Origin of the sequence: Psychrobacter sp. NPDC077938 (assembly GCF_044542635.1) — a bacterium.
Classification (GTDB): domain Bacteria; phylum Pseudomonadota; class Gammaproteobacteria; order Pseudomonadales; family Moraxellaceae; genus Psychrobacter.
In genome coordinates, this window is record NZ_JBITUW010000007.1 from 42,240 (window position 1) to 55,307 (window position 13,068).

At 42.7% G+C, this 13,068-nt stretch carries 11 protein-coding genes; 6 read left to right on the forward strand and 5 right to left on the reverse strand.

Features of this window, described 5'->3' with window-relative positions; translation table 11 throughout:
- Positions 1-42: 42 nt before the first annotated feature.
- Positions 43-999: a response regulator gene (locus ACIGBM_RS11820; RefSeq protein WP_341610299.1), complete on the forward strand. Its 957-nt coding sequence runs from the start codon at positions 43-45 to the stop codon at positions 997-999.
- A gap of 310 nt (positions 1,000-1,309) precedes the next feature.
- Positions 1,310-2,257, forward strand: coding sequence for an NAD(P)-dependent oxidoreductase (locus ACIGBM_RS11825; protein ID WP_397477880.1), 948 nt, complete (start codon positions 1,310-1,312; stop codon positions 2,255-2,257).
- A gap of 11 nt (positions 2,258-2,268) precedes the next feature.
- On the opposite strand, the gene ACIGBM_RS11830 is transcribed toward ACIGBM_RS11825, so the two are convergent.
- Both ACIGBM_RS11830 and ACIGBM_RS11835 read right to left on the reverse strand, forming a co-directional pair.
- Positions 2,269-3,894, reverse strand: coding sequence for a flavin-containing monooxygenase (locus tag ACIGBM_RS11830; protein WP_397477881.1), 1,626 nt, complete (start codon positions 3,892-3,894; stop codon positions 2,269-2,271).
- 96 nt (positions 3,895-3,990) lie between these two features.
- Positions 3,991-4,704, reverse strand: a complete 714-nt coding sequence (locus ACIGBM_RS11835) for an RluA family pseudouridine synthase (protein ID WP_397477882.1) — start codon at positions 4,702-4,704, stop codon at positions 3,991-3,993.
- Between the two features lie 480 nt (positions 4,705-5,184).
- Here ACIGBM_RS11835 and trxA point away from each other — a divergent pair, with 480 nt between their 5' ends.
- The 3 genes from trxA (at position 5,185) to ACIGBM_RS11850 (ending at position 7,852) form a co-directional block, all read left to right on the forward strand.
- Entirely contained in the window at positions 5,185-5,511 is a 327-nt protein-coding gene (gene trxA, locus ACIGBM_RS11840; RefSeq protein WP_057761928.1) for a thioredoxin, read from the forward strand.
- A gap of 525 nt (positions 5,512-6,036) precedes the next feature.
- Positions 6,037-7,305, forward strand: a complete 1,269-nt coding sequence (gene rho, locus ACIGBM_RS11845; protein WP_055125334.1) for a transcription termination factor Rho — start codon at positions 6,037-6,039, stop codon at positions 7,303-7,305.
- A gap of 319 nt (positions 7,306-7,624) precedes the next feature.
- Complete coding sequence (locus ACIGBM_RS11850) at positions 7,625-7,852, forward strand: hypothetical protein (protein ID WP_057761930.1); 228 nt, start codon at positions 7,625-7,627, stop codon at positions 7,850-7,852.
- Between the two features lie 195 nt (positions 7,853-8,047).
- Here ACIGBM_RS11850 and ACIGBM_RS11855 read toward each other — a convergent pair whose 3' ends face one another.
- Complete coding sequence (locus tag ACIGBM_RS11855) at positions 8,048-8,935, reverse strand: neutral zinc metallopeptidase (RefSeq protein ID WP_101204903.1); 888 nt, start codon at positions 8,933-8,935, stop codon at positions 8,048-8,050.
- Between the two features lie 544 nt (positions 8,936-9,479).
- On the opposite strand from ACIGBM_RS11855, the gene ACIGBM_RS11860 reads away from it, so the two are divergent.
- The gene (locus tag ACIGBM_RS11860) at positions 9,480-9,836 is read left to right on the forward strand and encodes a hypothetical protein (RefSeq protein WP_165598186.1); all 357 of its coding nucleotides are present in this window, start codon (positions 9,480-9,482) and stop codon (positions 9,834-9,836) included.
- A gap of 246 nt (positions 9,837-10,082) precedes the next feature.
- Here ACIGBM_RS11860 and ACIGBM_RS11865 read toward each other — a convergent pair whose 3' ends face one another.
- On the reverse strand, positions 10,083-10,382 hold the full coding sequence (locus tag ACIGBM_RS11865) for an integration host factor subunit alpha (RefSeq protein WP_057761935.1): 300 nt from the start codon (positions 10,380-10,382) through the stop codon (positions 10,083-10,085).
- 215 nt (positions 10,383-10,597) lie between these two features.
- Positions 10,598-12,997, reverse strand: coding sequence for a phenylalanine--tRNA ligase subunit beta (pheT, locus tag ACIGBM_RS11870; RefSeq protein ID WP_397477883.1), 2,400 nt, complete (start codon positions 12,995-12,997; stop codon positions 10,598-10,600).
- Between the last annotated feature and the right edge of the window lie 71 nt (positions 12,998-13,068).

Consider the following 13,068-nt stretch of genomic DNA (forward strand, 5'->3'; position numbering starts at 1 on the left):
ATTTACAATCTAGCCTCTATTATTCATCGTAAGGATACGATCATGAATGAAGTTAAAGACAACATACAACCCTCTGCTCTAAGTACTGGACCTAAACCGAAAATTGCGTTTATTGACGATGAACAACGCATTTTACGTTCTATGAAACTCCTCTTTCGTAAAACTCATGATGTTTTTATCACGACCGATCCCACTGAATATATCGACTATATTAAAAATAACCATGTATACGTAGCAGTCAGTGACCAACGCATGCCTGAACGTGTCGGTGTCGATATCTTACGTGAAGTAAAAGATATATCACCGTCTACCATGCGTATTTTATTAACAGGCTATGCCGATTTGAATGCCATTATTGGTTCTATCAACGATGGAGAGATTTATCGTTATTTGACCAAGCCTTGCAAGTCTGAGGAACTCATCGCTGTGGTTGGGCGTGCCACTGAAATCGCGTTGACTTACAATCCAGATGAAGATGCCGATCAGATTGATAGCTCAGACAATAAGCAAACCCTGTTGGTTATCGATGAAACAAATGAGCTAATCGAACAAATTCGCAAGCAGTTTTCCAATAATTATAAGGTACTGCATGCTGAAGGTTTAGAGGAGGCTTATGACTATCTGGCAAACTATGACATTGGTGTATGTATTACTGACATCAATGTTAGTGGCGAAAACATCGCACCAATAATCTTCACTTTAAAGCAAGATGCACCGCATTTGGTCGTTTTGGTGCAAACTGAGTTTCAAGATGCAGGTTTGTTGATTGATTTAATTAACAAGGGTCAGGTCTATCGATGCTTGCCGAAGCCGATGCGCGCGAGCTTGCTAGAGATTAGTGTTAATCGTGCTTTCCAACATCATACTAAACTCAAAGCGAGTCCTGACTTGGTAAAACGTTATGAAGTCGAACACGACCCTGACAATGATGTGCGTATTGATTTGAGTAATCGCGTACGCAGTTTCATTGGCAAATTGCGCAAGCGTTTTTCTTTTTAGCATTTGTTATTAACAGTGTTTGCAAAGTTGGCTTGATAGCGCTTGTAATACAAGCTGCATCAACGAAAAAACGTATTGTCTAACTATAAGACCTCTACTTCGATATTGAAATAGAGGTCTTTTCTTTGTTTAAAGTAACATTCATTTTATAGATACTGCTTTCACGCTAAAAACAGAGTGAAAATTCCTTTTTGCTGCTTACTTCTTTTTGACTAAAAATACCAACGTGCTACATTAAGCCGATAAGGATTCATGCAATAGCCGTTTATTCGCTAACTATCTATAAGACAACAATAAGTAAGGACTAGCCATGCAAGCCGTTTTTTTAGATAAAGGTACGTTTTCTGAAGGTATTGACCTGCCAGCGCCAATAGGTGTGAGCGATTACATCACTTATAACGACACGCCAAAAGACACGTCTGTCATCATTGAGCGTTGCAAAGATGCTGATATTATTATCACTAATAAAGTACAAATCGGTGCGGAAGTGATAGAGCAACTACCGAAACTTAAGCTGATCCAGCTGACTGCTACTGGCATGAACAACGTCGATCAAGAGGCTTGCGATAAGCACTGTGTTGCGCTGTCCAATGTCGCTGGTTATGCGGTCAAAAGCGTACCCGAGCATACCTTTATGCTCATGCTGACAGCGATGCGTGCTGGTATTCATTATCATCAGAAAGTCGCTGATGGCACATGGCTGGCAAACGGCAATTTTTGCCTGCTAGATATTCCGCTGATTGATTTGGAGGATAAGACGCTAGGTATTATTGGTATTGGCACTATCGGCAAGCGCGTGACCGAGATTGCTCGTGCCTTTGGTATGACCGTACTATGGGCAGAACACCAAGGACGCGAACCACGCAGCGACGACTATACTGCGTTTGATGAAGTGCTAGCACGTGCGGATGTGATCAGTCTGCACTGTCCATTAAATGAAAAAACTGAGCATCTTATTAACAAAGATGCTCTGGCGAAAATGGTTAAACAGCCGCTCATCGTCAACGTCGCACGTGGCGGCATCGTTGATAGCCAAGCATTAACTGACGCGATCAATAGTAAGCAAATCATCGGCTATGCTAGCGATGTGTTTGAACAAGAACCGATCGCTGACGATGACCCATTGCTCAGTATCAGCGACCATCCGCGAGTTATCTTTAGTCCGCACAATGCATGGGGCAGCAAAAGCGCCCAAGAGACCTTGTGGCAGATGTTAAGCAAGCAAGTGGCCGATTTCATCGACAACCATCATCAATAATTACCAAGATACTAACGACTAAACCGTAACCAGTCGTCTTTTATCTTACGATACTTAAGCATGATTCGATCGCTTAGATAGTTGTTGGTCACGAACCAAGGATAGCGCTCGCCTTGCTTAGGTAGCTCGTCTTTGCCGCGTCTGACATAACCAGACGATAGCGAACCCATTACGGTATCTGCTTGAGCACAGGCTGTCATATCGTCAGTCTGTGCTTGTGGCATGGCGACTTGATAACGGTTTTTATGCATATATCCCAGCAGCCTCACTACATACTGACAAGCCAAGTCAATTTTAAGCGTCCACGAGGCATTGGTATAGCCAAACAGTGCCGCCAGATTAGGTATGCCTTCTATCATAACCGCTTTGTAGGTCATACGCGTGCCAATATCGACAGCTTGACCATCGATATATACCGCTGCCCCGCCCAACATCTGTAGCTTTAAGCCAGTCGCGGTAACGATGATATCAGCGTCGAGATACTGGCCAGATTGCAGCATAATTCCCGTTGCCGTAAAGTGACTGATTTGATCGGTCACTACTGTTGCGCGTTTGTCCTGCAGGGCTTTGAATAAATCACCGTCAGGTACCGCACATACTCGTTGATCCCACGGATTATAGTCAGGCATAAAATGCTTGCTATCGACGCCGCTACCTTTCAGCTCTTTTTTCACCCCACTTCTTAAGACTGCCTTCATCACCTTGGGTGCATGAGTCGCAACTTTGTACAGGCCTTGCTGTCTCAACACATTGCGCGCGCGCAGTAGCGTATAAGCTTGCTCTTTTGATAATGGTGAAAACTTGCCAGATAGCCAGTCAATAGCATAGTCATCGCCCGGCACGCTCGCCACATAGGTCGGCGTACGCTGCAGCATCGTGACATGACGCGCACACTGATTATTGTCTTTATCTACTAGCGCAGGTAGCAACGTCATCGCCGTGGCACCACTACCAATAACGACGACTTTTTTATCATTATAGTCTAGATTATTCCAATGCTGTGGATGAACGATTTGACCGTGGAAATCCTCCTCTCCATCAAAATGAGGGCGATAGCCTTGCTCATAATCATAATAACCAGTGGCCCCTACGATAAACTTGGCAGTCTTAACAAACCTCTCACCGTTTGCATGATTTTTGATGGTTGCTGACCACTGTTGATCCTCACTAGACCAGGATATCTGCTGAACTTCATGCTGATAATGGATATGTTCGGTCACCCCAAACTCGCGTGCCGTATCAGCGATATAGCGTTTGATATCATCGCCTGCTGCAAGCATTCTATAATCAAGCCACGGCCTAAAATTATAACCAAAGGTCAAGGCGTCAGAGTCAGAGCGAATCCCCGGATAGGTAAATAAATCCCATGTACCACCCAAATCAGCACGCTTTTCTAAGATAGCAAAGCGCTGTGGAGGTTTTTGCTTATTAGTCGAACTTACCTGCTTTTGCTGCTTGGGAGCTTTATGGCCGAATAGGCCTTTATGCTGCTGTTGCTGTAAACGGCAAGCCATACCAATACCTGCGATACCCGCACCGATGATCAATACTTCATAGTCGGCTACCTTATCCGTCTTTGATTTTTTACCTTTAAGGCGGTTCTTGATAGCCTGTTTGGTCGTGGTGATATCAAGCATACTTTCATCCTTGTATTTGCATGACTGGCATTTTATAGCTGGCTTTAGAGCCGTTGTTTATCGCATCTATTGACAGTAAGCGGCAAAATCTAACTCTTAAAATGGACAGGGACTTTCCCAGTCCATCCAAGCACCCAGTACTGGATGCTTTAAACGCAATTGCTGTGCATGTAAGTTGAGCCTTGGTGCTATCTCTAGTGCGGCACCTTCAGCATAAATCGGATCGCCAATCATCACATGATCGACATGGACCATATGTACGCGTAGCTGATGGCTACGGCCCGTGACTGGCTTTAGCATGACCCTAGTAACTACCTCGCCATTACAGGTTTCGTGAGCCACAACTTCGTATAGCGTCAGCGCATGCTTTGACCAGTCGTGATCGACGATATGGCGCGGTTTGGTACTTGGCTCATAGCGTACTGGCACTGATATCTCACCAGTTGCGCCGACCTGCTCCCACTTACCAAAGACACGTGCTTGGTATTTCTTTTGCGGTAGACGCTCGATAAATTGCTTACTGATATTGGTTTGCGCTGCTGCATTTTTTGCAAAAATAAGCAGTCCCGACGTGTCCATATCTAAGCGATGAATCAATTTGACAGCTGGATTGGCACGCTCAAGACGAGCAAGCAGACTGACTTTGAGTGTTTTACCATCGACGCTTAATAGGCCTGCAGGTTTATCAACTACCCAAATATCATCGTCTTCGTAAACCGTAATCTCTTGCGCAAATTTTTTGAAAAACTCAAGCGGATAAGCGCTTTCTTGGGCATTGAGGGCATTAACTTCTTCATCGGTAAAAGGCATAAATTTAACTACTTATGTAAATTGGTTTTAAGATAAGGATTTCTGGTGGTTAATCTTTTGGAAATGATAGCTATATTTGGCACGATAGCCATTTTAGGAACGACGGCTATTTGGATAAAAGGGCAAAAATTTAGCTGATTTTTAACGTTATTAATATCGCTAGCTACTAATCACTAGCTACTACGCAAACGAGGTAAACATAAAACTTCTATCTTGCTGAGATACATACTTTGATAAGGATAATCGTATTAAATAACAGATTAGACACTCTTGTGCTGCACCGTTTCGATTTATTGTACTAATACTAGTTGTTAAACAATTTAACCAGCCTGTATCTGTCAAATTAGAGCAAACATGTTAATATAATGGCACATTTTCACCCCTTCTAAACAATTCTTTGACCACCAACTGATTTATTATTAAACCAATATATAGGTTGATGAGTGGTGATAGAAGTAATAAAACAAGAGAGATAAAATTATGTCAGACCTTATTGTACATACTACCGACACGGACTTTGATCAAGACGTTCTACAATCAGACGTACCTGTACTAGTAGACTTCTGGGCGCCATGGTGTGGTCCTTGTAAAGCCATTGCTCCTATTTTAGAAGATCTAGCGACTGAGTACCAAGGTAAAGTTAAAATCGTTAAAGTAGACGTAGACAACAACCCACAAGCGGCTAGCCGTTTCGGTATTCGTAATATCCCAACGCTATTTGTATTCAAAGATGGCGAAAAAGTTGATTCAGTAATGGGCCTACAGCCAAAAGCTGAATTGGCTAAAGTACTAGACAAGCATTTATAAGTTAAATTTGCTCGCTCTAGATTACCTTGAGCAGGTAAAATAGAATAACCGAGAAAGCCATTATCTAACTAAGATAGTGGCTTTTTTGCTTGTTTTTTGTGCAAAAAACTCGATAATGTGACTTTTTTGGCAAAATTTATTGACAACGCTATTGTGAAGACCGTATAGTCTGCTGACAAGAGAAAACCAACTGTTTTCCTAAGTATCTTGTCGCTATTCTCCTCGTGTTTATCAACAAAAACACAATCGTCATTATAAACACCATTGCTGAACAAAATGACTAAACGCAATTACTGATATTGAGTTTTTGACGCAGACTCTTATGTAGCCTTTTTTATCCTTATTTCTTATTACCTTGCCTCCAATGATGGCAATGCGTACATAAGCAGACATATAAAACCAAAACTACATAAACTACAGCGCTGTGCACACACCCATATCATCATATTACCGTTATTTTAATCACTGTCGTGACTTGTGCTGCTAATGGCATCTCTCATCTGATCAATTGCTAATGACCTATCTATGAATCTTACTGAATTAAAGAAAAAATCAATCGCTGAGCTATTGGCTATCGCCAAAGAAATGGGTCTTGATAATATGGCGCGTAGCCGTAAACAGGACATTATCTTTGCTATTCTAAAAACCCATGCGCGTAACGGTGAAGCCATTTATGGTGACGGCGTACTTGAGGTTCTTCCTGATGGTTTTGGATTTTTGCGCTCATCAGAAGGCTCATATTTAGCCGGTCCTGATGATATTTATGTCAGCCCTAGCCAAATTCGCCGTTTCAGTCTAAAAACTGGTGACAGTATCGCTGGTACGATTCGTCCACCAAAAGATTCTGAGCGTTATTTTGCATTATTAAAAGTTGGCGAAATCAACTTTGATACGCCAGATCGCTCACGTCATAAGCTTATCTTTGAGAACCTGACGCCTCTCTTCCCAACTGAGCATTTAAAACTTGAGCTTGGTAACGGAACTACTGAAGATTTGACTGGTCGTATCATCGATCTAATCGCTCCGATTGGTAAAGGTCAGCGTTCTATCATCGTCGCACCGCCAAAAGCGGGTAAAACGATGTTGCTACAGACCATCGCGCAATCAATCACTCGTAATAACCCTGAATGTTATTTAATCGTACTATTGATTGATGAGCGTCCAGAAGAAGTCACCGAGATGGTACGTACCGTACGCGGTGAAGTGGTCGCTTCTACCTTTGATGAGCCGCCACAGCGTCACGTACAAGTTGCTGAAATGGTCATCGAAAAGGCCAAACGTTTGGTTGAGCATAAGCAAGACGTGGTGATTTTACTTGATTCAATTACGCGTCTAGCGCGTGCTTATAACACGGTCATTCCATCGTCAGGTAAAGTGTTGACGGGTGGTCTGGATGCCAATGCTCTAGAACGTCCAAAACGTTTCTTTGGTGCGGCGCGTAACGTGGAAGAAGGTGGTAGTTTGACCATTATTGCCAGTGCATTGATTGATACTGGTAGTAAGATGGATAGCGTTATTTTTGAAGAATTCAAGGGAACGGGTAACCAAGAGATTACGCTTGAGCGTGACTTGGCTGAAAAACGTGTATTCCCTGCGATTAATATCAAAAAATCTGGTACACGCCGCGAAGAGCGTTTATTGGACGAAGACAAGCTGCGTAAAGTATGGATTTTACGCAAACTACTTCAACCGATGGATGGCGTACAAGCTACTGAGTTCTTGTTGGATCGCTTGAAAGAAGCGAAAACCAACGATGAATTCTTTGAGCAAATGAAGCGTAAATCACAAAACTAATTTTTAGTCAGTTTACCAGTCATATTCAGCTTTGATTTGATATTAAGACTACCTATAGGTAGTCTTTTTTATAGCAGTATCGAAGTATTAATAGTTACACCCATTAGGACGTAATCCGCACTGTCGTTCACAGGCGTTGCTGATGATACAGTACGGCAACATCGCTTACATCTCGTTTGCAAAGTTTAGCGTTTTTACTACGACTATATTATTAGTAACCGACTATTATGACAGACAGTAGGAATATACTTGAAAATATCATGGACACAGTATTTTGAAGGTATTGTATTTTAAACTTGATGACTTAATAGGTGATAATATGAAATTTGCTAAAACGATCGCAATGACTGCAATTACTAGCTCAGCACTAATCATGACTGGTTGTAACTCTTATAGCGGTATGAGCAACACTGCTAAAGGTGCTACTGCTGGCGCAGCAGCTGGTGCTCTTATTAAAAGTAAAGGTGACAGCAAAGATATCGCTCGTGGCGCATTGGCTGGTGCAGCGATTGGCGGTGCTGGTGGTTATGTTCTTGACAACAACTAAATCTTTCTACGCTGATGTTACTTGATAATTGATTGAGTAATATCAGATAAAAGATGATAAAAAAGCCTGCAATTCGTTGCAGGCTTTTTTATGTCTTAATTTTGATTATAAGTCCATGCACTAGACTTATAATAAAAAACATCAACCTTAAAAAACATCGTTAGTCAAATACACGATTATTAATATATATGTCTATTAAAGTGCACCGCTGAACGTATCACAAGATTGTACATTACCGCTTTCTAGACCACGAGTGAACCATTCGACACGTTGTTGACTGGTACCATGAGTAAAGTTATCAGGCACTACTGCACCACCACTCGCTTTCGCCAGACGATCATCACCGATTTGACTAGCTGCATTCACCGCTTCATCAAGATCACCAGCTTCTAAAAACTGTACGCGCTCTTGATTGCGCTGAGCCCATACACCGGCAAAACAATCCGCTTGCAATTCTTGCAATACTGATAGCTTATTAGACTGTGCTTGAGTCACTTGCTGACGAGCTTCATTGACCTGTTGGCTAATGCCCAATAGCGTCTGTACATGGTGACCTACCTCATGTGCTATCACGTAGGCCTGTGCGAAATCGCCAGCCTTGCCTTGGTTCTCTTCACCACCAGAGCCTTGCTGATCGCCTGAAATACCAAGATTCTGACGCATCTCTACAAAGAATGACGTGTCTAAATAAACAGTCTGATCCCCTGGGCAATAAAATGGCCCCGTTGCAGAGCTAGCACTACCACATGCTGAGCTGACTTGACCATTAAACAAAATCAATGACGGCTCTTGATAAGTGCTACCAGCCTCATTAAAGATTTGATGCCAGACTTCTTCTGTATCTGCCAGTACAACTTTTACAAATTGCGTGTCTCGGTCTGTGCTGGTTGCCAGCTCAGTAGATGACTCACTACTACCACCTGTGACCGCCTGTCCTGTCTGTAATGCGGTCATTGGGTTTACCCCAAATACCAACCATAAAATACCAGCTATAATAATACCCCCAATACCGCCACCGATCATCTTACCGCCACCTGTGCTAGAGCGCACATTCGAGCTGCCTCGTCTACCTTGCCATTTCATAATTTTATTCCTCAAATATAGATTGATTCACTATTTCTATTAACTACTATCTCTATTAGCCACTACTTCTATTAATCTTTACTTATGTTATATGTTATTTAGCCAGTCAACTTACGCTATGATCTAGTCTACTACCCTAAAAGCAAGTAGAAACTTATAAAATTGCTAACTTAACTAGGATTTATGTAATATAGGACGATAATCAGACTATTTAATTCAATTCTTATCCATAAAAACGAGGCTAATATCGACAATTCGAGACAAAAGATGATAACTAAAAAAGGGCTCAATCCCTCTGATGTTATTGATTATACGTCGATTAATCTGGCTTCTTGTATTAAAAAGTATATCGGATAGCCAAAGTAAAATATTATTTTAAATTTTATTGTTACTTAATTGTACAGGCTATTTCTATTTACTTAGAAAACCTATAGAATGCGTGGAAGCTGAGTAGCTGTGACTAAGACTAGTTGAATTCTGAGAAATCTCGGATTTCGACCTTTGTTGCTGCTACTGCTCATTTCATTTTTCCGGAGAAAACCATATGAAACTTAAATTACTTGCTCTAGCTGGTATCATGACTGCAACTATGGGCCTTACTGCCTGTGATAGCAGCAAAGAAAACGCTGCTGAAGATTTATCTGACGCGCAAGAAGAAGTGCAAGACGCTTCTGAAGAGCTAAACGAAGCTGCTGCTGAAGGCGAAATGACTGCTGATGCTGACGCTGCTGTTGCTGGCGCTGAAGCTGACATCGCTGATGCTCAAGAAGCAACTGCTACTGACGAAATGGACGCTGAAGTTCCTGTAGACGGCGACACCACTAGCGTAGACGTAGCTAGCGAAACTGATACTGCTGCTGTTGAAGCTTCTGACGAAGTAGTAGTTGAAGAAGCTCAGTAATTTATTGTTCATACAATAGATAAACTGTAGTAAAAAAAAGAGAGCCTATGCTCTCTTTTTTTATGTCTATCATTTATGATTTTAGTAGGTTCCTACTTTATAGATAACTCTAATATACGATGCGTGCTGCAATATCGAAATATATAGATGTACGCAAAAATAACTAAGTGCAAATACGCACTAGCATTCTTATAAACTCACGATAAAACAGACACACTATCGTTCAGCGCAGTGCCAAACTAGGTATTAGCTATCAAACAAACGCTCGTCAACCTTCTGACGAAATTTCTGCCCTGTCTTAAAAGTAACCACACGGCGCGCGGATACTGCAACAGGCTCCCCTGTTTTCGGGTTACGGCCTGGACGGCTGTTTTTATCTTTAAGCTCAAAGTTGCCAAAGCCTGAAAGCTTGACCTCTTTGCCATCAATCAAACTCTCTGACAGCTCATCAAAAAAGTTCTCCACCAGACAGCGGCCTTCTTGGCGTGTTAGGTTTAGGTGACTCATCAAATGCTCAATCATGTCAGATTTGGTTAAGGTGCTCACAGTACGACTCCTATGCTATGTCGTGATGTCGAATATCATGGTTTAGCGGTATGAGGGTTAAGGCTAGCTATTATAAAGGTTTTTTGACCATTTTTTAACAAAGTCTTCATTAAAATCCTTTATTAATAACCACTTAACTTATTCTATGAATAGCAATGCTCCGTAGCCTCATGGTAAAAAGACTACAGAGCATTGGGTATAATACTTACTAAATGTTAGCTGTCGCGCAGCTGTACAGAATGCTGGTCAGTTAGCGCTTGTACCACTTTATCTGTGGCAGTCTTGACGGCTTCGTCAGACAACGTTTGCGTACTATCTTGCCATATCAGTGCAAACGCTAGTGAGCGCTGGCCTGCTGGTACTTTGTCACCTTGATAGACATCAAATAACCAAAGATCAATCAGCATATTACCTGCTGCAGCTCGCACGGTTGTCTCTAGCGTCTGCAAACTGATGTCACTGTCTACCAAGATAGCAATATCGCGGCGTACTTGTGGGAACTTGCTTGGTGTCGTGATAGCATGCTGCTCACGTGCAATCGTCAATAGCGGTGCCAGTGACAATTGAGCGACCCAGGTAGTCGGCAGATCTAATTGCTTAGCAGTATTTGGGTGCAACTGACCCAACCAACCAACATATACATCATCAATATACAACTCAGCGCTTTGTCCTGGATGCAGGAAGCTCAGCGTACTACGCTCGTAGCGAATACGTGCGCTATCGATTTGTGCTGGTAATAACTGCTCAATATCATGCTTTAGGTCATAAAAATCTAAGGCACGGTTTTGATAAGCTTGCTCGCTCCATATATCACCAACTGCGACTAAAGCAATACTTGGTGTTTGCACTAAGTCACTAATACTTTGTCCAACAAAGCTAAGACCTGTCTCAAAGAAACGTACACGTGGCTGCTGACGATTTAAGTTATATTGCACGCAAGGCAGTAGGCTCGATAGCAAGGTACGACGCATAACGGCTAGATCACTAGAGATAGGGTTTGCCAGTGCCAATACCTCCCCTAGCGCTTCGTCGTCAAGCAATGCTTCTAGTTTTGCATCACTAAAGCTAAAGCTGATCGCTTCCATATAGCCGTTGTCGACCAATGCGAGCTTCATCTCATGGGTCAAATCCGCAGTATCATCATAATCCATACTTACTTGCAAATGTGGCAGGACGCTTGGAATATTGTCATAGCCATAGATACGAGCAATCTCTTCGATTAAATCCTCGCGGATACTCATATCAAAACGATAAGATGGCGGCTTGCAAACTAGTGAATCGCTCTGCTGCTCTACGTCAAAACCCAATTGGGTCAAGATACGTACCATCTCAGTTGGTTCAATATCAATCCCAATGACATCACGAACTTTCGCGATTGGCAATGTAATCGGTGCGCGTGCTGGCAAATGCTCAAGGTTTTCGGCCGTGACTATTTGTCCAGCTTCACCGCCAGTAATACTGGTGATTAAATCACAAGCTCGTGCCAACGCTAATGCTGGCAATTCAAAGTCGACGCCACGCTCAAAACGCTGTGATGCGTCCGTATGTAGTCCGAAACGACGTGCGCGTGCAGCAATGGCTAGCTGATTAAAGAAAGCACTTTCTACAACGATATTGGTGGTACTATCAGTGACACTGCTACGCTGACCACCCATAATACCAGCCAGTGCCAAGGCACCTTTGTCATCAGCAATCACAAGCTCATCACCCGTCAAGGTAACGGTTTGTTCATTTAGCAAAGTAATGGTTTCATCAGGCTTTGCCAAACGTACAACGATATCACCTTCGATCATGTCTGCGTCAAACGCATGTAACGGTTGACCCAACTCCATCAATACATAGTTGGTCACATCTACCAAGAAATTGTGTGAACGTAGTCCTGATTGTACCAGCGCATCTTGCATCCATTTCGGCGTATCGATGCTACGGTCAATATTGCTAATCGACTGCAGCAGATAGCGAGGGCACGCTTCCTTTGCATTGACTGTCACAGCTGGTGTTGCGGCAGTGCCAGCGGTATTGGCCGAGATTTCTGGCGTTTGTACAGGTAAGTCGTTGATGACAGATATTTCACGAGCGATACCACGTACGCTAAAGCAATCACCACGGTTTGGGGTGATTGAGATATCTAATACTTGATTATCTAAACCTAGATATTCACGAATATCTGTACCAACTGGTGCATCTTCAGGCAGCTCAAGCAAGCCATCTATATCATCGACTAAATCAATTTCAGAAGCGCCACATAGCATGCCATTTGAGGCCACACCGCGTAGCTTACTCTTTTTGATTTTAAACCCTTTCTTATCATCGCTTGGCAATACCGCACCAACGGTAGCAACTGGCGCTTTCATACCGACGGTCACGTTAGGAGCACCGCAGACAATTTGTAATGGCTCAGCGTCACCGATATTTACCTGAGTAACACGTAATTTATCTGCATCAGGATGCTGCTCAATGCTGATGACTTCACCGACAACCACACCGCTAAAAGCACGGGCAACCGCATAGCGATCATCAATCTCAAGACCTGCCATAGTCAACTGTTCGGCTAACTGTTCGCTAGTATTTGTAGGGTTTACCCACTGACGTAGCCACTGTTCGCTAATTTTCATAAATATCTCGGATCAGAATTTTATAATAAAGATGTTGGAGTAAAGCTTGGCGAATTCACTTGCTATAGTCA